At 65.0% G+C, this 24,177-nt stretch carries 23 protein-coding genes and 1 tRNA gene; 11 read left to right on the top strand and 13 right to left on the bottom strand.

All coding sequences use genetic code 11. From position 1 onward, the window contains the following. Window positions 1-35: 35 nt before the first annotated feature. Together DFR49_RS20275 and DFR49_RS20270 are read right to left on the bottom strand one after the other, a co-directional pair. Window positions 36-4,673, bottom strand: a complete 4,638-nt coding sequence (locus tag DFR49_RS20275; RefSeq protein ID WP_119037479.1) for an NAD-glutamate dehydrogenase — start codon at window positions 4,671-4,673, stop codon at window positions 36-38. 102 nt (window positions 4,674-4,775) lie between these two features. Then, window positions 4,776-6,068, bottom strand: a complete 1,293-nt coding sequence (locus DFR49_RS20270) for a PAS domain-containing protein (protein ID WP_119037478.1) — start codon at window positions 6,066-6,068, stop codon at window positions 4,776-4,778. 163 nt (window positions 6,069-6,231) lie between these two features. On the opposite strand from DFR49_RS20270, the gene DFR49_RS20265 reads away from it, so the two are divergent. Continuing rightward, window positions 6,232-6,307, top strand: a tRNA-Thr gene (locus DFR49_RS20265). A gap of 43 nt (window positions 6,308-6,350) precedes the next feature. Here DFR49_RS20265 and DFR49_RS20260 read toward each other — a convergent pair. The 7 genes from DFR49_RS20260 to DFR49_RS20230 form a co-directional block, all read right to left on the bottom strand. Next, a complete protein-coding gene (locus DFR49_RS20260) occupies window positions 6,351-7,820 on the bottom strand; it encodes an FGGY family carbohydrate kinase (RefSeq protein WP_119037477.1) in 1,470 nt (489 codons plus the stop codon). Next, window positions 7,817-9,286 (bottom strand): glycerol-3-phosphate dehydrogenase, encoded by a 1,470-nt coding sequence (gene glpD, locus DFR49_RS20255; protein ID WP_119037476.1) that lies wholly within the window; start codon window positions 9,284-9,286, stop codon window positions 7,817-7,819. The genes DFR49_RS20260 and glpD overlap by 4 nt, the downstream gene beginning before the upstream one ends. Window positions 9,287-9,490: 204 nt before the next feature. Continuing rightward, a complete protein-coding gene (locus DFR49_RS20250) occupies window positions 9,491-10,837 on the bottom strand; it encodes a dihydrolipoyl dehydrogenase family protein (RefSeq protein WP_012114891.1) in 1,347 nt (448 codons plus the stop codon). Between the two features lie 202 nt (window positions 10,838-11,039). Further along, window positions 11,040-13,343, bottom strand: a complete 2,304-nt coding sequence (gene merBA, locus DFR49_RS20245) for a bifunctional organomercurial lyase/mercury(II) reductase MerBA (RefSeq protein WP_012114890.1) — start codon at window positions 13,341-13,343, stop codon at window positions 11,040-11,042. 4 nt (window positions 13,344-13,347) lie between these two features. Further along, on the bottom strand, window positions 13,348-13,587 hold the full coding sequence (gene merF / locus DFR49_RS20240; RefSeq protein WP_041575624.1) for a mercury resistance system transport protein MerF: 240 nt from the start codon (window positions 13,585-13,587) through the stop codon (window positions 13,348-13,350). 1 nt (window position 13,588) lies between these two features. Continuing rightward, on the bottom strand, window positions 13,589-13,885 hold the full coding sequence (locus tag DFR49_RS20235) for a heavy-metal-associated domain-containing protein (RefSeq protein WP_012114889.1): 297 nt from the start codon (window positions 13,883-13,885) through the stop codon (window positions 13,589-13,591). A 20-nt stretch (window positions 13,886-13,905) separates the two neighbouring features. After that, window positions 13,906-14,331: a mercuric transporter MerT family protein gene (locus DFR49_RS20230; protein ID WP_012114888.1), complete on the bottom strand. Its 426-nt coding sequence runs from the start codon at window positions 14,329-14,331 to the stop codon at window positions 13,906-13,908. 85 nt (window positions 14,332-14,416) lie between these two features. On the opposite strand from DFR49_RS20230, the gene DFR49_RS20225 reads away from it, so the two are divergent. Together DFR49_RS20225 and DFR49_RS20220 are read left to right on the top strand one after the other, a co-directional pair. After that, window positions 14,417-14,839, top strand: coding sequence for a MerR family transcriptional regulator (locus DFR49_RS20225; RefSeq protein ID WP_012114887.1), 423 nt, complete (start codon window positions 14,417-14,419; stop codon window positions 14,837-14,839). A 568-nt stretch (window positions 14,840-15,407) separates the two neighbouring features. Then, window positions 15,408-16,067 carry an NAD(P)-binding domain-containing protein gene (locus DFR49_RS20220; RefSeq protein WP_012114886.1) on the top strand — a complete coding sequence of 220 codons (660 nt, stop codon included), beginning with the start codon at window positions 15,408-15,410 and terminating at the stop codon, window positions 16,065-16,067. A gap of 31 nt (window positions 16,068-16,098) precedes the next feature. Here DFR49_RS20220 and DFR49_RS20215 read toward each other — a convergent pair whose 3' ends face one another. The 3 genes from DFR49_RS20215 to DFR49_RS20205 form a co-directional block, all read right to left on the bottom strand. Beyond that, window positions 16,099-17,619: a multicopper oxidase family protein gene (locus DFR49_RS20215; RefSeq protein ID WP_012114885.1), complete on the bottom strand. Its 1,521-nt coding sequence runs from the start codon at window positions 17,617-17,619 to the stop codon at window positions 16,099-16,101. A gap of 45 nt (window positions 17,620-17,664) precedes the next feature. Beyond that, window positions 17,665-18,417, bottom strand: a complete 753-nt coding sequence (locus tag DFR49_RS20210) for an MBL fold metallo-hydrolase (protein ID WP_012114884.1) — start codon at window positions 18,415-18,417, stop codon at window positions 17,665-17,667. Between the two features lie 126 nt (window positions 18,418-18,543). Next, window positions 18,544-18,984, bottom strand: coding sequence for an ArsR/SmtB family transcription factor (locus DFR49_RS20205; RefSeq protein ID WP_012114883.1), 441 nt, complete (start codon window positions 18,982-18,984; stop codon window positions 18,544-18,546). A 287-nt stretch (window positions 18,985-19,271) separates the two neighbouring features. On the opposite strand from DFR49_RS20205, the gene DFR49_RS20200 reads away from it, so the two are divergent. From DFR49_RS20200 to DFR49_RS20170, 8 genes are all read left to right on the top strand, one after another. Continuing rightward, on the top strand, window positions 19,272-19,697 hold the full coding sequence (locus DFR49_RS20200) for a YeeE/YedE family protein (RefSeq protein WP_012114882.1): 426 nt from the start codon (window positions 19,272-19,274) through the stop codon (window positions 19,695-19,697). 4 nt (window positions 19,698-19,701) lie between these two features. Further along, the gene (locus DFR49_RS20195; RefSeq protein ID WP_012114881.1) at window positions 19,702-20,160 is read left to right on the top strand and encodes a DUF6691 family protein; all 459 of its coding nucleotides are present in this window, start codon (window positions 19,702-19,704) and stop codon (window positions 20,158-20,160) included. Then, entirely contained in the window at window positions 20,160-20,966 is an 807-nt protein-coding gene (locus DFR49_RS20190) for a sulfite exporter TauE/SafE family protein (RefSeq protein ID WP_012114880.1), read from the top strand. The genes DFR49_RS20195 and DFR49_RS20190 overlap by 1 nt, the downstream gene beginning before the upstream one ends. 23 nt (window positions 20,967-20,989) lie before the next feature. Beyond that, window positions 20,990-21,895 (top strand): MBL fold metallo-hydrolase, encoded by a 906-nt coding sequence (locus tag DFR49_RS20185; RefSeq protein WP_012114879.1) that lies wholly within the window; start codon window positions 20,990-20,992, stop codon window positions 21,893-21,895. A gap of 11 nt (window positions 21,896-21,906) precedes the next feature. After that, the gene (locus tag DFR49_RS20180; RefSeq protein WP_012114878.1) at window positions 21,907-22,299 is read left to right on the top strand and encodes a rhodanese-like domain-containing protein; all 393 of its coding nucleotides are present in this window, start codon (window positions 21,907-21,909) and stop codon (window positions 22,297-22,299) included. Next, the gene (locus DFR49_RS22440) at window positions 22,296-22,421 is read left to right on the top strand and encodes a hypothetical protein (protein WP_281271806.1); all 126 of its coding nucleotides are present in this window, start codon (window positions 22,296-22,298) and stop codon (window positions 22,419-22,421) included. Before DFR49_RS20180 ends, DFR49_RS22440 begins: the two co-directional genes overlap by 4 nt. A 32-nt stretch (window positions 22,422-22,453) precedes the next feature. Next, window positions 22,454-22,840 carry a DUF302 domain-containing protein gene (locus DFR49_RS20175; protein ID WP_012114877.1) on the top strand — a complete coding sequence of 129 codons (387 nt, stop codon included), beginning with the start codon at window positions 22,454-22,456 and terminating at the stop codon, window positions 22,838-22,840. A gap of 214 nt (window positions 22,841-23,054) precedes the next feature. Continuing rightward, window positions 23,055-24,008 carry a LysR family transcriptional regulator gene (locus tag DFR49_RS20170; protein WP_211325953.1) on the top strand — a complete coding sequence of 318 codons (954 nt, stop codon included), beginning with the start codon at window positions 23,055-23,057 and terminating at the stop codon, window positions 24,006-24,008. On the opposite strand, the gene DFR49_RS20165 is transcribed toward DFR49_RS20170, so the two are convergent. Next, window positions 23,917-24,177, bottom strand: a complete 261-nt coding sequence (locus DFR49_RS20165; protein ID WP_078947110.1) for a DUF2274 domain-containing protein — start codon at window positions 24,175-24,177, stop codon at window positions 23,917-23,919. The two genes, DFR49_RS20170 and DFR49_RS20165, sit on opposite strands and share 92 nt — an antisense overlap.

The following is a 24,177-nucleotide window of genomic DNA, read 5'->3' as shown; positions in this document are numbered from 1 at the left end:
AGGAAACGGCCTCGAACCGAACGGAATACTCGATCCTATCGACCGAGCAGCACGCGTGCCTGGCCCGCGATCTGCGCGAGCATCGCGGCGCTGGGCGCGGGAGCGCGACGCGCGCGCGCGACCAGTCGCTTGAACTGATCGATCCGCGCCCGGTTCGCGACCAGCCAGTCGTCGACCAGCTTTTGCGGATCAAGGCCTTCGGTGCGGCCGAGGAACTCGAGCCGAAGCTGCTGGAAATCGCGCGCGAGCCCCGCGAGCAACAACCGTTCCCAGGGATCGCCCGAGGTAATCCGCGCGGCGTTGGCCTGCGCCCAATCGAGCCCGAGTTCATGCCCCAGGCTGGTGAACGCGCGCGTGAGCACGACCTCGTCGATGCGGAGCTGTTCGCCGAGATCGGCGAGCCCGACGGCACCGTCGAGTTCGTAGAGCCGCACCACTTTCAGCACGAGCTTGCGCGGCGCGCCTTCGGCTTCGAGCATTTCGGCGATCCGGCCCGATTGCGCCTTCACTTCATCGAGCAGCAGCGATTTGGTCTGACGACCGAGTTGCTCGATGCCGGGCTTGATCCGGTCGACGATCGGTTGCGGCAGCGAGCCCGGCGGGCAGATGCGCAGCAGATCCGCGATCTGCGAGCGCACCGCGACCGCGACCTCATCGAACAGCGCGATCCGCGCGCGCTCGGGCATGTCGGCGGTTTCGATCTCGGCCCACAGGGCGGGGAGATCGAACAGGCGCTCTGCCGCGACGAACATCGCCGCGATGTCGAGCGTCGAGGCGCCTTCCTCCTCGGCGAGTTCGAGCGGGTGAAGCACGCCGAGCCGGTTGACGATGCGGTTGGCGAGCTTGGTCGCGACAATCTCCGCGCGCAGCCGATGTTCGTCGATCGCGACGGCGAACTTCTTGCGCATCGCCGATGGAAAAGCGGCGTGCAGATCGCCCTTCATCTCGTCCGACCGGGCGAGGTCGCCGCGTTCGATCGCATCCTGGAGCGCGAGCTTGGCGGTCGCGATCAGCACCGCGAGTTCGGGCCGGGTAAGCCCGAGCCCTTCCTGCGCGCGGCGTAGCAGATCGTCGTTGGACGCCAGCCCCTCGACCGCGCGATCGAGCCGCCCGGCGGTCTCGAAGATTTCGATCGCGCGGACATAACTCGGCAGGGACAGGGCGCCGTCATTCTCCATGATCGACAGCGCGAGCGTTTGGAGGCGGTTGTCCTCCAGGACCAGAGCGGCGACATCGTCGGTCATGTCGGTGAGCAGCTTGTTGCGCTTGGCGAGCGCGAGCCGCCCTTCCATCACCTCGCGGTTGAGCGCGATCTTGATGTTGACCTCGTTGTCCGAGCAATCGACCCCGGCCGAATTGTCAATGAAATCGGTGTTGATCCGGCCGCCGCGCTCGGCGAACGCGATCCGCGCCGCCTGCGTCACGCCCAGATTGGCGCCTTCGCCGATCACCGCCGCGCGGACGTCTTCACCGTTGACGCGCAACCGGTCGTTGCCCGGATCGCCGACATCGATATGCGGCTCCGCGGCCGCCTTCACATAGGTGCCGATGCCGCCGAACCAGATCAGATCGACCGGCGCCTTGAGGATCGCCGAGATCAGCGCGGTGGGTTCAAGCTCGGTCGCCTCGATGTCGAGCCTCTCGCGGACCTGCGGCGACAGCTTGATCGTCTTGTCCTGCCGCGAGAAGACGCCGCCGCCCTTCGAGATCAATTTCTTGTCGTAATCGGCCCAGCTCGATCGCGGCAGATCGAACAAGCGCTTGCGCTCGGTCCAACTCGTGGCCGGATCGGGATCGGGATCGAGGAAGATGTGGCGATGATCGAACGCCGCCTTGAGCCGGATCGCCTTCGACAACAGCATCCCGTTGCCGAAGACGTCGCCCGACATGTCGCCGCAGCCGACGACCGAGACCGGCTCCGTCTGCACGTCGACGCCGCGTTCGGCGAAATGGCGCTGGACCGAAATCCATCCGCCGCGCGCGGTGATCGCCATGCCTTTGTGATCATAGCCGTGGCTGCCGCCGCTGGCGAAAGCATCGCCCAGCCAGAAATCGTGCTCGGCGGCGATCGCGTTGGCGACGTCGGAGAAGCTCGCGGTGCCCTTGTCGGCGGCAACGACGAAATAAGGGTCGTCGCCGTCATGGATCACGACCTTGGCGGGATGGATGACATCACCCTCGACGATATTGTCGGTGATCGAGAGCAACGCGCGGATGAAGATCCGATAGCTTTCGGTGCCCTCGGCGATCCAGGCGTCGCGATCGGTGGGGGCGGGAAGGCGCTTGGGGTAGAAGCCGCCTTTCGCGCCGGTCGGCACGATCACCGCGTTTTTGACGCGCTGCGCCTTCATCAGCCCCAGGATCTCGGTACGGAAATCGTCGCGCCGGTCGGACCAGCGAAGCCCGCCGCGTGCGACCGGGCCGGCACGCAGATGAATGCCCTCGATCCGGGGCGAATAAACGAAAATCTCGCGCCACGGGAGCGGCGCGGGCAGACCTGGCACGAGCTTCGAATCGAGCTTGAAGGCAAGCGCTTCCTCGCTCGACGGCGCGAACGCGTTGGTGCGCAGCATCGCGGCGATGACGCCGCGCAGCGCGCGCAGGATGCGATCGTCGTCAATCGCCGACACCGCATCGAGCCCACGATCGATCGCCTTGCGTGCGGCGTCGATCGCGGCGGCGCGATCGCCCTTCTGGGCGGGGTCGTGGGCGGCCTCGAAACGCGCGACCAGCGCCGTCGCCACCTTGGGTGTGCGGCGCAGGGCATCGACCACGGTGTTCAGCCCGTAGCTCAGCCCGGCCTGGCGCAGATAACGGAACCACGCACGGAACAGCACCACCGAGGCGGGCTTCATCCCCGCCTCGACGATCAGCCGGTTGAACGCGTCGTCTTCGGCATGGCCCTCGAGCACGGCGGCCATCGCGCCTTCGAGCACGCTCGTGTCGCCCGCGCACAGATCGGCATCGGCGACGCTGGCCGACGAGATTCGGAAATCGTGGACGAAGCCGCGATGCTCGTCGTCGAGCGGCGCGGGCACTTCCTCGATCACGCGGAAACCGAAATTCTCGAGGACGGGCACCGCGTCGGACAACTCCACCGGGCCGCCGAGGCGATAGATTTTGAGGCGGGGCGCGCCCTCGGGGCTGCGATAGACGCGCACCGAACGTGCTTCGGGCGAGGATAGAGCGGCCAGCCGCAGAATATCCTCGGCCGCCTCCTCGGCGTCGTTCATGCTGCGATACGACGCGGGGAAGGTCGCCGCGTGGCGCAGCGCAAGCCGTGCCGCGCGCGCAGGCTCGATATGCCGGACAAGCGCTGCCTCGACCGCGGGCACCCAGCCGCGCACCATCTCTTCGAGCTGGCCATCGAGGGCGTCGGAATCGGGGATGCGGCCATCGGCGCGCATGTCGAGCGTATAGCGGAGCAGCGCGACGACGCCGTCCTCCATTGCGATCGACCAGCTCAGCAGCGCCGCGTTGGCGGCCTCCGACAGCATCTCGCCGATCGCGACGCGGCGTCGCGTCGACAGATCGTCGCGCGGCAGCCAGACGAAGGCGAACAGGTGCCGCCCCAGCGTCGAGGGAACCACCACCAGCCGCGGGCGCGGCCGATCGGCGAGCGACATCGAGGTCAGCGCCAGGGTTTCGAGTGCGTCGGGCGTGAACGCGGTGACGAGATCGTGCGGCAATTGGGTGAGCGCGTGCGTGAGCGCCTTGCCGGTATGCCCCTTGGGATCGAACCCGAACTTTGCCTCGAGCGCGGTGAGCCGCGTGCGCAGCACGGGCACATCCTGCGGCGGGGCGTTGAGCGCGGCGCTGGTCCACAGCCCGGCATGGATCGACAGCCCCGCGATCTTGCCGTCTTCGATGATCGGCACCACCGCGAGATCGAGCGGAACGGCCCGGTGGACGGTCGAGATCAGATTGGATTTGAGCAGCAGCGGCGGTTCGCCGCCCTTTTCGAACCAGGCGAGCGCGAGATGACGCGATGCCTCCGCCAGCATCGGCCCGGCTTGTGGGTTGCGCGCGATGCCCAGCACGTCGCGTGTCGTGCCGTCGCGCATCCACGTCTCGTGGCCGAGCAACGTGAAGTGCCGATCGAGGAACCATTCGAGCAAGGCCGCGCCTTCGATATCGCTGCCCTTGCCGAGGCGGGCGGCGTCGGTGCGCATCGCCTCTTGCAGCTTGTCCCAGTCGCTCACGGCGGCGCGGACGTCGGCGAGGTTATGCTCGATCGCGGACAGCAGATCGCGCCGCGCGCGCGCATCGACGCGGCGCAGCTCGATATAGATCATCGATTCGGGCGTACCGCCCGCGCCGACCGAGCGCAGCTTGCCGTTGGCGCCGCGCTCGACGGGCACCACCGGATGGATGACGCGATCGATGGCGATATCGTGCGCGTTGATCGTTGCCGCGATCGAATCGAGCAGGAACGGCATGTCGTCATTGATGATTGCCAGCCGCATCCGGCGCGTGCTCGCCGCATCGCCCGGCAGCGTCTCGATCGCGAGCCGTGGCTTGCCCGCCTTGCGCGTTTCGGCGGTCGCCGCGACGAACGCGGCCGCTTCCTTCTGCTGGGTTTTACCGAAGGCGTGAAGCTCGGCGGGAAGGGCCCCATCGGTGAGGTGACGCGTCAGCTTATCCGCCAGTGACGAGAGCGTGGTCGTGGTCATGCGCATCCTATGCGCCGCGAGAATCGCTATCTCAAGAGGCGTTGGGGAAGGCGCATATGGTTTGCAACAAAGCGGCGAATGTTGCCGCTAACAGCGACATTTTCAATGCGCGGCCTGGCGGATCGCGCGGTCGGTGAGGGCGCTCGATCCTTCGACGCTGGCGACGATATCGAGCATGCCGTGCCCCGCGGCGCGCGCCAGCAGCAGGACATATTCACCGGTCACGGCGTCGGTCTCGACCGCGATCGACGCGATCGGTGCGCGTTCGGCGAGCCTGGCGACGGCGCGTTTGGTGACGTCCGGGCGTGCGGCCGGGCGCCGCGCCGCGCGTTCGGCCTGGACGATGCCCTTGATCCCACCCTCGGCCGCGTCGAGCAGCGCAGTGAGCGCCCCCACGCCGACCGCGTGGCGCTGCGCGTGGGCGAGCACGGTGGCGAATTCGGTGAGCCGCGTCTTGTCGTAATCCGCGCCGAAGACGAGCTTGACGATCGGCGTCATCGGCGCGCGAGCTTGTGGCTTGATCCCGGCATCGGCGAGGAGCGCGGCATAGCCTTCGCTGTCCTCGGCGGCGGCGAGCGCGAAATCGTGTGCGCGGCCGAGCGCGCGGTAGAGCGCGGCGCGGGTGCGCGTGTCGGCGGCGCGCGCTGCGGCCGCGGTCTGCTGCGCGAGCAGCAACTGATCGGCGAGCGCGCCCGCGATCGACGCGGCTGCCCGGGATGCGGTGTCGGCCTCAGTTTCGGCGTCGTCGTTGATCTCGTCCTCAGCGCCGGGGCCGTCTGCCCAGGCGGGAGCGGTCGGCGTGACGCGCGGCGCGGCACGCAGCGACGCATCGACTTCGGCGTTGAGTTTTTTCTGGCTTTCGGCGTCGACCAGTTCTTTCCAGTTGATGACGCCGTAGATGAAATCGATCGTGTCCTCGTCGGATGAAAACGGCATCAGGATGCCGCGATAGCGCGTGGGGTTGCCGCGCGTGCCCACGAATTCGGCCTCGAAGCCGATCGGGGCGCGATTGGCGATGATCTGGAGATAGTGATCGGTGAGGCGCGACAGTAGCGATCGGCTCGGCACCTCGGCGATGCTGGCGATCGAGGCATCGAGGCCGCATTCGTCGCGCAGCGCGCGCCCGAGGAAACGGATCGCGGGGTTTTCGACCCCGGCGGAGAAATCGAGCAGGACGCTATTGGCGCCGAAATCCGAGATATTGGTGGGATCGAGATCGTCGATCGCCGGATAAGCGCGGCCGCCCAGCAGCGACACCCAATGATTATAGGCGCGCACATGCATGCGCCGCTCGTCGGTGCCGATGTCGTGGCCGACGTCGTTGACCGACGCGTTCCCGTCTTCGTCGTGATCGGTTCCGGTCCGATCATCGTCCAGGCCGCGAAGCGTGTCCATGCGCCATCCTCAAGCGACGAGATATTCGTCGGTTCGGATACCGTTGTGCCCTCTGCGTGGTAAACGAAGCGTAAAGCCATTCCGCCGCCGCGAAACCCGCTTGCCAGCCCCCCGGCGACCTGTTACTCGCGCCGCCTTCCAACGGCCCCATCTTTGGGGACGAGCCGCCTTAGCTCAGCTGGTAGAGCATCGCATTCGTAATGCGGGGGTCACAGGTTCGAGTCCTGTAGGCGGCACCACCACCAATCGCTGAATTTCGCGTTTTTCGGCCGCTGTCCGCGGTCAATTCAGGTGGCGCGCGAGCATCGCGTGCCATCCGGCGAGGCGTCGATCGCGATCGGTGGGGGCGAGTGCGGGGGTGAAGCGGCGGGTGGCCGGCCGCATTGCCACTGCTTCTTGCAGCGACGCGAACAGCCCGGCGCCGATCCCGGCCAGCATCGCCGCGCCCAGTGCGGTCGTTTCGACATCCGCCGGCCGCTCGACGGGCAGGTCGAGCATGTCGGCGAGATCCTGCGCCATCCAGTCGTTGGCGCTCATCCCGCCGTCGATGCGCAGCGATTGCCACGCGGCGCCGTCGGCGGCGAAGGCCTCCATCAGATCGCGGCATTGATGGGCGAGCGATTCCATCGCGGCGCGCACGATCTGGTCGCGCGTGGTGCCGAGCGTGAGCCCGACGATCGCGCCGGTGGCATCGGGGCGCCAGTGCGGCGCGCCGAGCCCGGCGAGCGCGGGGAGCAGGTAGACGCCGCCATTGTCGGGGGTCGCGCGCGCGATCGCCTCGGTATCGGCGGCGCGGTCGATCCAGCCCAATTGGTCGCGCAGCCATTTGACGAGGCTGCCCGCGACGAACACCGATCCTTCGAGCGCATAGGTGCGCTTGCCGCCGAGCTGGAGCAGCACGGTGCCGAGCAGGCGGTGCTGCGAGCGTGGCAGTTGCGCGCCCATGTTGGTGAGCACGAAGGCGCCGGTGCCGAACGTCGCCTTGGTGTCGCCGACCGCGAAACAGCCCTGGCCGATCGTCGCTGCCTGCTGGTCGCCCGCCAGCCCGCAGATCGGGATCGCACCGCCGAGCAAGGCGCGATCGCAGCGGCCGATATCGCCCGTCATGTCGACGATTTCGGGAAGATGCGCGCGAGGCACCCCCATCAGCGCGCACAATTCGTCGTCCCAGTCACGGTCTTCGAGCGCCATCAACTGGGTGCGGCTGGCGTTGCTCGCGTCAGTCAGGTGCGCGCCGCCGGTCAATTTCCAGACTAGCCAGCTTTCGATCGTGCCGAACGCCAGCGCGTCGCCGAGCGCGCGTGCCTCGGGGATGTTATCGAGGATCCAGTGCATCTTGGTCGCCGAGAAATAGGGATCGATGACGAGCCCGGTGCGCGTCTGGACCAAGGGTTCGTGGCCCGCCTTGACCAGCGCGCGGCATTGATCGGCGGTGCGGCGATCCTGCCAGACGATTGCGCGGGTGATCGGTTCGCCGGTGCGCTTGTCCCAGGCGACGACGGTTTCGCGCTGGTTGGTGATGCCGATCGCGGCGATCCGATCCGCGCCGCCCGCCGCCGCAACCATCTCGACGGCGCAGGCGAGGGTGGCGCGCCAGATCTCGTCGGCATCGTGTTCGACCCGGCCGGGGCGGGGATAATGCTGCGTCAGTTCGCGTTGCGCGACGCCGCGGCGCGTGCCGTCGGGCGCGTAGAGGATCGCGCGGGTCGAGGTGGTGCCTTCGTCGAGGACGAGGATCAGGCGCTCGGTCATTGCTGCTCCGCCATATATCGGGCGAGCGCCGCGGCCTGATCGGCGTCGAAGCGCAGCCCCAATTTGGTGCGGCGCCACAGCACGTCGTCCGCCGTCCGCGCCCATTCGACCGCGACCAGATAATCGACCTCGGCCGCAGTGAGGCCGTGCCCGAAATGGGTGCCCAGATCGTCGAGCGACCGCGCATCGGCCAGCCAGCGCCGGGCGCGCGTGCCGTAAGCCTTCGCGATGCGCTCCACCCAGACCGAATCGAAGAACGGATAGGCGCGCGCGAGATCGGCTTCGAGCGCGGGCAGGCCGTCGGTCGGAAAGTCGCCGCCGGGGAGCGGCTGGGTCGCCGTCCACGCGTCGCCCTGGAGTGCGTCGAGATGATCGGCGAGCAGATCGACGGCTTCAGCCGCCAGGTGGCGATAGGTGGTGATCTTGCCGCCGAACACCGACAGCAGCGCGGGTTCCCCGTCGCCGCCGTCGAGTTCGAGGCGATAGCCGCGCGTCGCGGCTTCGGGCTTGCCCGATCCGTCGTCGACCAGCGGGCGCACCCCGGCATAGCTCCACACCACGTCGTCCGGGCCGATCGATTGCGCGAAATACTGGTTGGCGGCGTCGCAGAGGTAGCGGATTTCCTCGTCGCTGGCGGCGGGTGGACGCTCGGGGCTGTCCTGATCGCGATCGGTGGTGCCGATCAGCGTGAAATCGCGCTCATAGGGCACCGCGAAGAAGATGCGGCCGTCGGGAAGCTGGAAGAAATAGGCGAAGCTGTGATCGAACAATCTGGGCACGACGATGTGCGAGCCGCGGACGAAGCGCATCCGGCGCTCGGTCGGCTGGTGGGCGTCGTGGAGCAGATCGAGCACGAACGGCCCGGCGGCGTTGACGAGCGCGCGGGCGCGGAAGGTGCGATCGTGCGCGGTGATCAGCCAGCCGCCGTCCTCACGAGCCAGTCGCGTCACCTCGGTATGGGTTTCGATCGTCGCGCCGCGTTCGGCGGCGTCGAGCGCGTTCAAGGCGACCAGGCGGGCGTCATCGACCCAGCCGTCCGAATAGGCGTAGCCGTGGCGGAAGCCGGGCTTGAGCGGGGCGCCGGCGGGATGGCGGCGAAGATCGAGCGTCGCGGTGCCCGGCAGCGTGGTGCGGCCGCCGAGATGATCGTAGATGAGCAGCCCGAACCGCAGTATCCAGCGCGGCCGCAATCCCTTGCGATAGGGCAGGACGAAGCGCATCGGGTGGATGAGATGCGGGGCAATGCGCCACAGCCGCTCGCGTTCCTGCAAGGCTTCGCGCACCAGGGCGAATTCGTAATGTTCAAGATAGCGCAGCCCGCCGTGGATCAGCTTGGTCGAGGCCGAGGAGGTGCCGCAGGCGAGATCGCCGCGTTCGAGCAGCAGCACCTTCGCGCCGCGCCCGGCCGCATCGCGCGCAATCCCGCAGCCGTTGACGCCGCCGCCGATCACCGCGAGGTCGTACATCGATTTCCTCCCCCGCAACGAATGGCGCCCCAGCGTAGATGAAACTGATAACTATGTTTCCGCTGGGGCACTATGAGAGCGTATCCCACAAAACGCCAACGCCGCCTAAAATGCGATCCTGCACGCCATCTCCCTGCGACGACTTTGGGGTGCTGCAAACAAGTTGAAGGCGCTCGGCGACATGCTTGCCGTTGATACCAGCATTCAGAGCATGTAGCCGATATCCGAGGCGCCAGTGGGATACGCGAACATTGTCGTCTTCAGATTGTCGGCCGTCAGGTCGTGGCGGATCGCCAGGGCAAACAGGTTGATCACTTCATCGGCGTGCGGCCCGACAAGATGAGCGCCGATGATGCGCCCCGTATCGTCCTCCACCATCACCTTGAAGCCATAGGTCTTCTCTACGGCCTGGCGGGCCGTAAACCAGTCGGACGCCTTCTGGGACTTCGTCTGAAATTTCAGGTCCTGCTGACGTGCTTGTTCCTCGCTCAGCCCGACGGCGGCGATCGGCGGGATCGTGAAGGCGACGCTTGGCACGCCGCGATAGTCGGGTCTATGCCGATTGCCCTCCAGGAGGTTAGCGGCGACCATCTTGGCGTCGTGGCTGGAGACGGGAGTCAGCGGCGGCCCCTCCTGTGCCGCATCGCCGGCGGCATATACGGCTGCGTTAGAGACGCTCTGCAGGTACTCATTCAGCTTGAGCCGGCCCTTCTCCGCGGCGACGCCGCCGGCCTCAAGATCAAGCGCGTCGAGCGCAGGCGCGCGGCCGGCCGAATGGACAACGAGGTCGGCGTCGAAGGTCGCGTCTCCGCCTTCTGAGGAAGCGCGGACGACAAAGCCCGCATGGTCCTTCTCGATCGCGCTTACCGTGGTCCGCAAGCGCACATCCACCCGGATCTCCCGGAACTTGTCCATGAGCCAGCCCACGAGGTCCGGGTCAAAGTGTCCAAGCATCCGTTTGCCACGCTGGAGAATCGTCACCTGCACACCCGCACGCGCAGCGATGTGGGAGAACTCCGACGCAATATACCCGCCGCCAACCAGCACGATCCGGCGTGGCAGTCGCTCCATGGCCAAGAAGTCTTCGTTGGTGGCGAAGTACTCTTCACCGGGAATCCCTAGCCTTATCGGCTCGGCACCCGCAGCGATAAGGACGTGGCGGGCTTCAAGGCTCTCGCCGTCCACCGTCAGGCTGTTCCGGCCCGTGAAGCGCGCGTGCCCGCGGTACGTATGGATGCCCTTTTCATCGTAGCGGTGTTCATGTTTTTCAGGGACTGGATCGGTGAAGGTGCGCTTGAAGGCAATCAGTTCGGGCCAGTCGATATGGACGTCGCCGGCAACGCCGTTGCCCCGCATGCGCCGGGCGTGGTCGAGGGCCGAGGCACCGCCGACAAGCATCTTTTTCGGGTCGCAGCCGCGTAGGGCGCAGGTGCCGCCGAAAGGCCGGTAGTCGATGATCGCCACACTCCAGCCGGCAGCGCGCACGCGCATGGCAGCGACCATGGCAGCCGTGCCGGTTCCTATGACTACGAGGTCGTATTGCTCCGCCATTCGTCTCTCCTACTTATGCCTGCTGCCGCCCATCCGAACGCGGCGCCGATTCCCGCGAGAGCAAGCGGCATCAGCGTGCCTATCCGGGTCGCGCTCGTCACCGTTCTCTTGGTCTGCGGCGAGGTGGCAGGTATCAGGTCGATGACAGAAGCGCGCGGCAGTTCTTGCGCTTGAAAACGAGTATTGCCTGAATGAATCTCTATCAGCCCGCGCAGCACGACAGCTTCGCGACGTCCTTGCTGAACGACAGCGCCGCGAGCTTCAGGCCCTCGACTGTGGTGAGATACGGAAAGATCGTATCCGCGAGGTCGTCGATGGTGAGGCGGTGCCGGATCGCGAGCGCCGCGGTCTGAATGCTGTCAGCACCCTCCGGCGCCAGGATATGCGCGCCGAGCAGCCGGCCGCTGCCGGCGTCGGCGACAAGCTTGATGAGCCCGCGGGTGTCGCGCGCGGCGAGCGCGCGCGGCACCTGGTCGAGACCGATCGTCGAGGCACGGACGGCATACCCCGCCGTTCGAGCCGCGGCCTCCGTCAGCCCGACACTCGCCACCTGCGGGTCGGTGAACACGACGGCGGGCATGGCGCTGTTGTCGTAGCGCAAGCTGTCGCCATTGAGGGCGTTCTTCGCCGCGAGCTTTGCGCCGTAGGCGGCCATGTAAACGAACTGGTCGCGGCCGGTGACGTCGCCGGCGGCATAGATGCCGGCGCGGGTCGTGCGCATCCGATCATCAATGACGATGGCGCCCCTAGACGAGACGGCGATCTCGTGTTCGGCGAGCCCCAGGCTTTCAATATTGGGTGTGCGGCCGGTGGTGATCAGTACCCGGTCCGCCTCGATCGTCGTGTCCTGGCCGTCGCGCGCAACAATGAGCGAGACACCGTCCTCAGTCTTCCGAATGGCGCGGTAGGCAATACCGGAGGTCACGGTGATCCCCTCGTCTGCGAAATACGCCGTCAGGGCCGCGCTGATCTCGGGCTCGGTCTCGGGGAGCAAGCGGGACCGGCACACGAGCGTCACCTTGACGCCGGCGCGGACGAACATCTGGGCGAGCTCCGCTCCGATATAGCCGCCGCCGATCACAAGCAGCGACCGCGGCAGCTCCTCGAGGTCGAGCGCCGTCGTGCTGGTGAGATACGGCACGGTCTCGATGCCGGGGATGGCAGGAACCGCCGGCCGCGCGCCGGTCGCGATGATGATCTTGCCGGCGGGAATGCGCGTGCCGTCCACCTCGACGCCACGGTCCATGAGGCGCGCCGGCCCTTCGCGATAGGCGATGCCGTTATAGGCCGGGAGGAGGTCAATGTACTTGGCCTGGCGCAACCCGGAAACGAGCGCGTCCTTCTGGCGAACGGTTCCCCGCCAGTCGGTCACTTCGGCCTCGGCCGAGATGCCGGCGAAGCGCGCTGCCGCCCGAGCATTGTGGAGCGTCTCGGCGGCGCGGATCAGCGTCTTCGACGGCACGCAGCCGATATTGACGCAGGTGCCGCCGATGGTGCCGCTCCCTATGAGCGCTACCTGCGCGCCTTGGTCGGCGGCTGTGATCGCGGCCGAGAAGCCGGCCGAGCCGGCGCCGATGACGACGAGATCGTAGCCACCGCCATTGCGCCCGTTCGAGGCAACCCGCCGGCCTGCCGTCGGCGTGTTTTTCGACACGGTATCGACCGATGATGGAAATGCTCCACGCGCCTCGGCAGCGAGGTCGACCGCACGTTCGCCGGCGGTCACACCGGCAAGGCTCGGCCCGAAGATCGCTCGACCTGCTTCCAGGGCTTCCTCGATTGACAGCCGGAATCCCGGTTCGGCGGATCGACGCTCCTGACGCCACGCGGCGAGGTGATCGTCCGAACAGAAGAATGACGTTGCCGCGCATAGTGAGTTCGCAGCGCACGCGCCTTCATAACGGACGCTGAGCCACACGAAGGCCGTCCGCGGCTCGACCTGGGCCAACGCCCTGCCTCGATCTCGCGTGGCGATCCGGATTGGCGCGCCACAGTAGCGGCAGCTCGATGCGATCGCGATGTCGTGGCCGGTCATGGCACCGATGCCGAGCGCGTCGACCGCGCACATGGCATTGAGAGTGCGTCCATCCAGTGTGACCCGGTGGCCGGTGTCGCGGTCGGTGAAAGGATAGGCGCCGACGATCTTGTCGCCGTCGAGAACGACCAGGTCGCGACGGCGGAGATCTTGGAGCAGCGGCTGGATGGCCGTCTCGCTCAGCGCCGCACACTTGGCAAGCGCACCGGGCGTCGGAGCTCGTCCGTGTTCGGCGTAAAGCTGAAGCAGCACAACGCGAACGCGGTCCGTGGCCGGGTCGTAGCCGCTCCAGCGGTTGAGCACATGGCCGGACCCGACCATTGCCAGCAGGGCGTCTTTGACCACGAGCGACGAAACCACCGGCCAGTCCGGGAACGTCACACCTGGCCGCACGGCATAGCTCGGCAGTGTCGCGGATGCGGAAGCCGCAACCTTGTCCCGGGACGCGGTGGATGCGCAGCAATCGTTCATTGCTTCAGGCCTTCTTCGTGATTCTCGTCTCGCAACAGGCGGCTCTGGTGCGGCGCCGATAAACGCCCCACGCGATGAGCCCGAGGCTCGCCGCCAGCAGTGGAAACAGCACTAGATCCGCGCGTGCCATCCACGCGCTCAGACCAACCAGCGGCAGGAGCACCGCGAGGACAGGCATCGCGCAGCAGATCGCGGCAACAGTGGCGCCGGCGGTGCCGGTGCGGATCAGGGCACGGTCATTCATGTCAACTGCCTTGCTGCTGCGTCGGGCGGGCGGGATAGCCGGCGTTCATGCTGGCCGCCGCGATGGCGTCGGGGTTCGTTTTCCCGTCATCGAAGGTCACGGTGGCGGTCTTCGCCTCGAACGAGACCGCCACCTTCGTCACCCCGGGCACCGCTGCCATCGAGGTCTTTACGATGTAGGGACAGGAGGCGCAGGTCATGTTGTCGACGGCGAAGGTGATCGTACGTTCGGCAGCAAACGCAGCCGGCGCCGTCATCACCGAGGCGATCAGGGCGAGAGCGCTCAAATAGGTCTTCATGGAATGGATCTCCTCTTTGCTCAGGCGCGAAGCAGCAGCGGCGCGACATAGTCGAAGGCGAAGGCAGCCGCGACGAGGACCGTTGCGATCCAAAGCGCGATTTGCACGAGGCGGCTGGGGATCGGGCGTGCACAGGCCGCGTCATCGGCGCAGGCTTGCCGCGGCTTCCAGTAGACGAGGTAGAAGCCGTAGCCGAGAACACCCGTCGTCCCGGCGACGAACAATGGCTTGTAGGGTGCGAGCGCCGTCAGATTGCCAATCCAGGCGCCACCGATGCCGAGGCTGAACAAGACGAGTGGCACGATGCAGCAGGAGGAGGCGGCAAGCGCGCCGAGAATGCCGCCGACGGCGACCAAGCGCTGCCGTCCGACCTCGCTCCGCTCCGACGCGGCGACGCCCGCTTCGCCCGATGTGACCGCTACTGTTCCTGGTCGCGCGGTGTCCATGTCCGACCTCTCTATCCTTGCCGAAATACTATCTGTGCCGTACCATGCGGTCTGTAGTCACTACAGGGTCAAGAGGGTTTTTGCGATGCGCGATCACGCCGTGGTGAAGGGCCTGCAACGGGCCGAGCTCGCCCAGCGGACGGGCTGCAACCTGGAGACCGTGCGCTATTACGAGAAGGTCGGCCTTCTACCCGACCCGCCGCGCACAGCGAGCGGCTATCGCAGCTACGACACCTCGCATGAGCGGCGCCTTCGGTTCGTGCTGCGGGCGCGCGAGCTCGGCTTCTCGCTCGACGAGATCCGCGAACTCTTGCGCCTCGTCGACGAGCGGGACCAGCCCTGCGCGGAAGCGCGGGTTGTGGCCGCCACGCACCTCGACGATGTGCGGGCGAAGATAGCCGACCTAAGACGGATGGAGCGGGTGCTTAAGGACGTGGTCGCGCAATGCGCCGACGGCACGCTGCCGGAATGTCCGCTTATCGAGACGCTGTTCGCCGGACACAAGTAGCCAGTCTGGAACAGGTGGCGAATTTTCTACGCCACAACTCACCTGCCTACGACGATGCCATCAGCAGTGATCGTAGTCTGGAGTGCGAGGTCGTGCCGCCGCGAAGAAAAGGCGGGATTTGGCGTCCCAGCGTAGATGAAACTGATAACTACGTTTCCGCTGGAGCACTCTGATATTGCGACCGCAGGCACGAAGATCCCGCCAAAAGTACCTTCGGCTAGCCAAATCTACTACGCTCGTTCGTAGAGCAGCCCTGCTACGGCGAGCATAGGCCGGAGAGGGCTTACTACGCTAGGGTCGCCGAAAAGTCGCCGCCTATCGTCCCTCACCGCCGCAGTACGATCGCGAGCGCCACTGCTGAGGGCATCTGTTGGCCGACAGCGGTCTATCTGTTTTGAGGAAGTGTCTCCGTGAGTCGTGCGTCTAACGCATTATTAGAATGGATCACGCGTTTCTGCGTTCACGCCATTCCCGAAGCGCGGCCTCCGTCGCCTCCCGGCGGGGTGACCCGATAAAAATCGGCCATCTCATCTCCTCGAGTCGGGCGCGGGTGCCATTCGAGGCAGTGATGCGGGCGCCGTTGCGCAACAACCTGGTCATGGCATCGAGCAAACGGTTCCACTCGGGCGGCCAGTCTCGCGAATACGCTGCCCTTGTTTGCGCATCTGGAACGCTATGGGACCCGATCATCCCGGAGCTGCCGGGTGCCGAGGCGTTCGGCGGCGCTATCCGCCATTCGGTGACCTCCCGCTCGGCCGATGAGGTGCAGAGCAGGCGCGTCCTGGTGGTCGGCGGCGGCAATTCGGGTGCCGATATCGCCTGCGACGTGGCTCGAACAGCTGCTTCCGTATCGCTTTCGATGCGTCGCGGCTACTGGTTCGTGCCGAAATTTATCGCAGGGCGGCCTAGCGACCAATTCTTCCGCCGCCGCGACGGGCTGCCGGAATGGGCGCACCCGCCCGACGCGGCGGCGCTGCTCAAGCTTCTCGTTGGCCCTCACGAGGCTTACGGGCTGGAGACGCCAGACCACCCGCCATTTGCGGCTCATCCGATCATGAACACTGAAGTGCTCCACCACATGGGTCACGGCCGCGTATGCGCCGGGATCGCGCACGGAACGACAACGACGCAGAAGAAGCACGGCATCCCAGCGGAGAGAATGCACTCCTTCTTCGGGGCGAGCTGTCGACGGGCGTCGCGTCGTTGTTTCGCAGAAGCATTCACGTAATGAGCCGGACAGGGCCAAACATTGCCGATAGCTATTCGACGGAGAATTGGCCCATCATTCCGTTGTCCTCGTGCTCCAGAATGTGGCAGTGATACATGAAGGGGTAGCCCTGCGAGGCCTTGCTAAACTTGACGAGCAGCTCCGCGGGTTCGCGCACCAGAACTGTATCTCTGAGTCCCTGATCCAGGACGTCTGGCTTCCTTCCCGCCCTGCTCAGCACCTCGAAGTGGACGCCGTGGATATGGAGCGGGTGAGCCATCATCTCGCCCGAGACTTCCCAAATCTCCGTATTGCCAAGGGTCACGCTCTCATCGATCCGCCGCATGTCGAAGGGGCGGCCATTGATGCTGAACGGGGCAGCCATGGGACCGGCTTCCGTTCTAGTGTCGCCCGACATCTGTTCTTCCATCATGCCGCCGCCCATCATTCCGCCCATACCCATGTTGAGGACCAGCCGGCGCCGCCGTATCGCTGCCGAAGGCTGAACCCGCTCCTGTGCGATGAGCAGCTTAGGCACGGATGCGGCTCCCGAAGCAGCCGCGCCCGGCTCAAACCTGATGAACGCTCCACCCGCAACACGGTCTCGGCCGAAGTCTTGCATCATAGGCATCATGCCCATTATTCTCGAGTTGGAATCAGCGGTAGTTAGCAGCCCCACGGGGCTTCGATCCGAGAAGTCCACCAGCAGTTCGGCGCGCTGCCCGGGAGCAAGGCGTATCGATTGCAACTGCACCGGTCGTTCAAGAAGGCCGCCCTCGGTCGCGATCCAGTGGAAGGCCCTCTTGTCCTCGAATGAAAGATCGTAGACGCGCGCGTTTGACGCGTTCACCATGCGTAGCCGCACGAGGCGTGGAGGCACCTGAGCCACGGGGTTAGGAGTGCCGTTTACCAGAACGATATCGCCGCGCCTGCCCTGCATGAGCGTCATCATGCCGTTTGGCATTACGAGCAGGCCGTCCTCAAACTGACGATCCTGTAGGACAAGCGGCAGGTCGTCCACTCCATAGTCGTTCGGAAGCCCGAGACGCTGCTCCTCGTCGTCCTGAATGATGAAGACGCCTGCCAGGCCCCGATAAACCTGTTCCGCGGTGAGCCCGTGAACGTGCGAGTGATACATCAAGGTGGCAGCCGGTTGGTCGATCGGGAGCAGCGGACGCCACGTCTGACCTGGACTGATAGGCTGGTGCGGCCCCCCATCCAGCGGGCCTGGAACGAGTAGGCCGTGCCAGTGCACAGTGGTGGTCTCAGCAAGCTCATTCTTGACGTTGACCTGGACGGAATCTCCCCGCCTGACCCGGATGGTCGGGCCGAGGTAAGACCCATTGTATCCGAGCGTCTCGCTGAACCGTCCAGGGTAGAACTCGGTTGTTCCAGTCTGCACGCGAAGCGAGGCAGATCCCCCGCTCGCCCGCGGGTCGAGTAGGGGTGGGATCTTGAGCGCCTGTGTGTCAGTTCCGCTCCTAGGCCACAGGATAGGGCGAGCAGCAAAGCCCGCAATGCCTAATCCAAGAACGCCAGCTCCCGCCAGAACCGTTCGACGTGAAAGAAGCATGAGGGAACCCCTTGATCAGATCGGCGGAAGATGCAGCAGGGCGAGCTAGCCTTGTATCGATGGTCCTTCCGGTTCAGCTCTCATGATCTCGGCCTCATCCGGGCAGTCCCCGCACATTCGATTGGCGGGCAGAGCGATATCGATCCGCTTCGGATATGGCAGGTTGAGATCGCTCATGATCTGGATGAACTCGTCCAAGCTTTTGCCGGCGCCAAGACGCGGGTTTCGCTCGCGCTCCTGCTCCACCGTACTAACGTGGCGGTGCTGGTAGTCATGGGCGGGATAGACGAGAGTTTCTCCGGGCAAAGTGAAGATCTTCTCGTGGATCGAGCGGTAGAGCGCGGCCGCGTCACCGCCCTGAAAGTCCGTTCGTCCGCACCCGTCGATCAGAAGGGCATCGCCTGTGAAAACCCTCGTCACGCCAGGAACGTCGATGAGGTAGCTGTGATGCGAGTCGGTGTGGCCAGGAGTATAGAGGGGATTGAATGTGAGGTGACCGACGGACAGCGGGTTGACCTCGCTCACGCCCACGTCGGCACAAGGAAGACCGTCCAGCTCAGGATAAGCCACCTTGCATCCAGTGATGCTCCGCAACCGGCAAGCGGATGTGACATGGTCGGCATGGATGTGCGTCTCGAGTGTGTATGCGAGCCTTAAACCGAGATCCTGGAGAGCGGAGAGGTCCCGGTCCAACGTCTCCAGGACCGGATCGAGAAGCACGGCTTCTCCTGTGTCGCGGCAGCCGAACAGGTAAGTGTAGGTTGAAGATTCCGGCTCATACAGTTGGCGAAAGTTCATGTTCAGGCTCCCGGCGGCTTGGAGTCCATGACGCGCGCGCTTTTGGCGAACCTCATGCGTTGCTTCGTGCAGGGCCGAATTATGGACGGCTTCCGTCGAGGCCATCGCGACGGCAGTAGTTCATGATCAATTCTCCTGAGGATCTGAGTTTTCAGGTCCGGTGTGGCTGTTCTTCACATGTGACTGGTCGTTAGCGCTGCCAGCAACCGCCGCGGGCGCGACAGCGGCTGCTTCCGCGATCGGCGCGCAATATATTCCATGGAGTGTCTCTATGACTTTGGCGGCCTCTGTGCTCGCGAGCGTGTAGTAGACAGTCTGGCCCTCACGCCGGGTGCGAACCAAGCCATCCTTGCGGAGCAGCGCCAGTTGTTGCGAGACAGCTGTCTCCCGTGCCTGGATGAGGCGAGCGAGTTCGCCGACCGACCTCTCGCCCTCCAAAAGGTAGCAGAGGAGGAGAAGGCGGTTCCGACTGGCAAGCGCCTTCAAGAGGTCTGTCGCTTGCTCTACCGCTTGGAACATCTCTTCTATCTTCATAGTTTCATACATATGAAGGGCATCGGCTCTCATCAAGGTTGCTTGGTGGGCGACTGGGCGCAGGCGTGGCGCAGTTCCTCAGCAGCAGGAGGATCAGCGACTCTATGAACGAGCCGTTCCTCCCGCATGTTGTTGCCCCCGAACGACCGGAAACGGTCACGGGTTGGCGCGAGCCTGGATAAACTCGCGAGGTGAATGGTAACCCGATACCACCAACGGTTTCCATCGTTCACCCGTCGTAGATGCATATCATCGCACTTGCGCAGATATGAAGGCAACCCTAAATAGGGATCGTCTAATGTTTTGATCGGGTCGAAGGAATGGACAACTTTACTCCGGTATCAGCGCTGCTCGGCGGCCTGTTGATCGGCGCCTCCGCGGCTCTGTTCCTCTTCCTGAATGGCCGCATCGCGGGTGTCAGCGGCATCCTCGGCGGCTTCATTCATCCTGCCCGCAATGAGATCGGCTGGCGCCTGGCTTTCGTCGCCGGCCTCTTCCTCGCCCCATTCCTCTACGCCGCGCTTGGCGGCGCGCTGCCGCAGATCACCCTGACTCCTTCGATAGAGCTTCTGGCCGTCGCAGGCCTGATCGTCGGCTTCGGCACCCGTCTCGGGGCAGGTTGCACCAGCGGTCACGGCGTTTGCGGCGTCGCACGCGGCTCGCCACGTTCGCTCGCCGCGACAGCGGTCTTCATGGCCACGGCCATCGCCACTGTCTTCATCACGCGTCATGTTCTCGGAGGCTGACTCCATGTCCCTCATCATCTCCGCCTTCGCCTCCGGGCTGCTCTTCGGCCTCGGGCTGGTCATCTCCGAGATGGTCAATCCGGCGAAGGTGCTCGGGTTCCTCGACGTCTTCGGCAACTGGGACCCGAGCCTTGCCTTGGTGATGGGCGGCGCCCTCGCAGTGTCTGCGCTCGGATACCTCCTCGCCAAGCGCCGAGGTGTCCCGGTCTTCGCGCGGCGGCTTGAGATCCCGACCCGCCGCGATCTTGATCCGCGCCTGATCGGTGGGGCCGTGCTCTTCGGCGTCGGATGGGGCCTGGTCGGCCTCTGCCCGGGCCCGGCTTTGACCGCGCTTACCTTCGGGCCTTGGCAGGTTTTCGTCTTCATCACGGCGATGATGACCGGCATGGCCCTGTTCCGGTTGCTCCCGGACGACTGGCCACAGGTGACCTTCCGACGCGGGCCGGCGGGAGTAGACGGCTAATGCCCGACCTCATCACCTCTCTCCTGGCCACAGGCTCGGGCGGCATCGTGGGGCTGGTTCTCGGGCTCGTGGGCGGTGGCGGCTCGATCCTTGCCGTGCCGCTGCTGGTCTACGTGGTCGGCGTGGCCTCGCCCCACGTGGCCATCGGCACAAGCGCTGTCGCTGTTTCCGCGAGCGCCCTTGGCAATCTCTTCCCGCACTGGCGCGCCGGCAACGTCAAATGGCGGTGCGCCGCAGTCTTCGCTGCCGCCGGTGTCCTCGGCGCATTTGCTGGCGCGGCCGTCGCCAAAGCCGTCGATGGCCAGAAGCTTCTGGCGTTGTTCGGCGTCGTGATGGTCGTGATCGGCGCCGTGATGCTCCGCAGGCGGGAGGGCCGCGGCAACCCGGACGTACGCCTCTCGTCCGAGACTGCGCGAGAGCTCCTGCCTCTTCTTCTCGGGATCGGCTTCACTGTCGGAGTGTTCTCCGGGTTCTTCGGGATCGGCGGTGGATTCCTGATCGTACCGGGATTGATGCTCGCGACCCGGATGCCGCTCGCGTTCGCCATCGGCACCTCGCTCGTTGGGGTGGCGGCCTTCGGGGCGGCGACGGCCGCCAGCTACGCGCTCTCAGGGCTCGTCGACTGGTGGCTCTCCGGCCTGTTCGTGCTCGGGGGGCTCGTCGGTGGGCTGGTCGGGACGGCACTTGGAAAAGTTGTCGCCAGCCGCAAGCAAATGCTGGGCACGCTTTTCGCCGGCCTCGTGATCGTGGTCGGCCTCTACATTATTGCCCGAGGGCTCCTCGCGCTGACAGCCACTCAGCCATGAATCAATCGAAAGGAGCAAACTGCATGCCCGCCTCGTCTTCGCCTCTGAAAGGCAACCCTGTCGTGAAGGGCTTCTTCGAGAAGCGCACGTCTAGCGTCCAGTATGTCGTCGCCGATCCGGAGACGAAGCGCGCCGCCATAATCGACCCGGTGCTGGACTTCGATCCGAAGTCCGGCGCTACGGCCACTCACTCGGCCGATCAGCTCCTCGCGCATATCGACCAGGAGGACTACACGCTGGAGTGGATTTTGGACACCCATCCGCATGCCGATCATTTCTCGGCGGCCGGCTACCTCAAGGACAAGACAGCCGTCCCGACCGCCATCGGCGAGAAGGTCGTCGAGATCCAGAAGCTCTGGAAGGGGATCTACAACCTGCCCGACAGCTTCCCGCCAGACGGCTCGCAATGGAACCGGCTCTTCGCCGACGGCGAACGTTTCAAGATCGGCAACATGGACGTCGAGGTGGTGTTCACGCCGGGGCACACGCTCGCCTCGATCGCCTACGTGGTCGGCGACGCCGCCTTCATCCACGACACTATCTTCATGCCGGATGGCGGCACAGCCCGGGCCGACTTCCCTGGCGGCTCAGCAAAGGTGCTGTGGAACAGTATTCAACGCATCATGGCGCTGCCCGACGACACCCGCTTGTTCACCGGGCACGACTACTGCCCTGGCGGTCGAAAGCCGGAATGGGAAAGCACAGTGGCTGAGCAGAGGGCCAGGAACACGCACCTCGTAAAGGCAAGAACGGAAGAGGAGTTCGTGGCCCTGCGCGAGAAGCGCGACCGCGAGCTGCCTATGCCGAAGCTCATCCTGCACTCCCTGCAGGTGAACATCCAGGGCGGTCGGCTGCCTGAGCCCGAGGAAAACGGCATACGTTATCTCAAGATCCCCCTCGATGCGCTCGACGCACCGTGGGACGAGTGAAGGAGCCAATCATGACGACGAAAAGTGCAAAGGATCTAGTGGCTGAGGCAAGCCGGGACATCGAGACGCTTTCGGGCCCAGAAGCAGCGAAGTTGGTGGGCGACCCCAGCGTGATGTTTGTGGACGTGCGCGAGGCCGAGGAGCTGCAAAAGACAGGTAAGCTCCGGGGTGCCGTGCATGTGCCGCGCGGATTCCTCGAGTTCCAGGCCGATCCGACCAGCCCGACGCACAAGCCGGAGCTGGGCGGGGGCAAGAAGCTGGTGCTCTACTGCGGATCAGGTAACCGCTCCGCTCTTGGCGCCAAGGCCCTCAAGGAAATGGGCATCACGAACGTAGCGCATGTCGCCGGCGGGTTCCCGGCCCTCCAGCAGGCGGGCGGACTCGTGGAAGAGGTCAACCGATGATGCAAGACATGATGGGTGGAGGAATGATGTGGGGCATGGGCTTTTTCTGGCTCGTCATCATCATTGTTCTCGTGCTCGCGGCGATCGCCCTCGCCAAGTACATCTTTTCACGCCGTCGGTAAGAGACAGCGTCTAACCAGAAAGGATCAAGGTCATGAGCTACTACCTTGCAAAAACGCTCTCGACGTCATTCGACGATGCTCTCACACGCACGACGGAAGCCTTGAAGGCGGAGGGCTTTGGCGTCATCACGCAGATCGACATCCGGGAAACCCTTAAGCGGAAGGTGAACGCGGATTTTCGGCCCTATACGATCCTCGGGGCCTGCAACCCGGCGCTCGCGTTAGAGGCGCTCAAGCTCGAGGACAAGGTCGGGACGATGCTGCCCTGCAACGTCATCGTCCAGGAACTTAGGCTTGGCGAGGTTGAAATCGCGGCAGTCGATCCTGTCGCCTCTATGCAGGCGATTCAGAACCGTGAGCTCGCCGATAAAGCGCAAACCGTGAGAGGCAAGCTGGAGAAGGTGATCCAGAGCCTCTGACAGCGGCATTTCTGCTCCATCAGCTTCACGAGCCAAAGCCTTCGGAGTTCTATGGAAAGGGAGGGAGACTGCGCCCTGAGGATCGAACTGCGTCATCTCCGCTATGTCGTTGCGGCTGCACGAATGGTCGACGTCTCCTGTGCGCTTTCGACGTATGCTGAACACGGTGCGTTCCGTGATTGTGCCGTTTCAGTGCAACGAAACGAGCGCTCTCGTGTCGATCGAGCTTAAACATCTACGCTATGCCGAGGCGGCGGCACACCATGGCAGCTTCCGCAAGGCGGCGGATTCGCTCGCACTGAAGCAATCCAATCTGAGCCGCCGGATCAGGCATCTCGAGGATCAACTCGGCGTTAGGCTTTTCGAGCGAACCAATGGCGGCGTGCGACCGACCTCGGCTGGGCGCGACTTCATCCACGGCGCGCGGCGCGTCCTCCACGAGCTGGAGGTTGTGATCGATGGCGTCAAGGCGGTGGGGCGGGGCGAAGCCGGACACATCACAATCGGATTCTATACGTCGTTGTCGGCGGGCAATCTCCGCGCCACGCTTATTGAGTATTCTCGGCGCTTTCCGCAGGTGCACATCAGCACGGTCGAAGGCTCGCGGGCACGACTGTCCAAGGGAATCGAGAACGGCAAGATCGACATCGCCATCGTTACCGGCGAGCCCGCACTGGACGGCAACCGCTCGATGATGCTGTGGAGCGAGCGCATTATCGTTGCCCTGCCTCAGGACCATCCTCTCGCCGCCAACGAGATTGTTTACTGGACTGACTTGAAGCGCGAACGGTTCCTCTTGTGCGAGCGCGATCCCGGCCCGGAGATCTATGATATCCTTGTTGCCAAGCTGGCTTCTCCCGGCGATCTGCCTAAGGTCGTTCGGCACGATGTTAGTCTGGAGAACATCAAGAGCCTGGTCGGCGCTGGCTACGGCGTCAGCGTGATGTGCGAAGCGTGCATGGGCGCCAACTATGAGGGCGTGGTCCATCGTGAAGCGCGCGACGGCAATGGCTCGACTCATATCGTCTATCGCGCCTATTGGAAGGGCCACGACGACAACCCTGCAGTGGGGCATTTCATTCGGCTTTTGGAGGAGCGCTGTCCGCCGGTCGCGAACGGGAACGGGATGCGTGGCGGAGTTTCGCGAAACCGCGATCCGTCGCCATGAAACGCTCGATCATCGGTGCGACGACCTTGGCGGGCTCGACGGCTTTGCCGCTTTCGCGGCCAAGGATCTCCGCATATGCGATGAGATCGCGGTGAAGAGCAGCGGGCAATTCCACCGAGAGTTTCACCGGCTTGTCGTCTTCGAGCGGCCCTAGCCTTAGCTTGGCCAT

The sequence above is a fragment of the Hephaestia caeni genome (assembly GCF_003550065.1).
GTDB lineage: Bacteria > Pseudomonadota > Alphaproteobacteria > Sphingomonadales > Sphingomonadaceae > Sphingomonas > Sphingomonas caeni_A.
The sequence above is the reverse complement of the archived record's forward strand: the minus strand, read 5'-3'. Positions and strand labels throughout refer to the sequence as shown.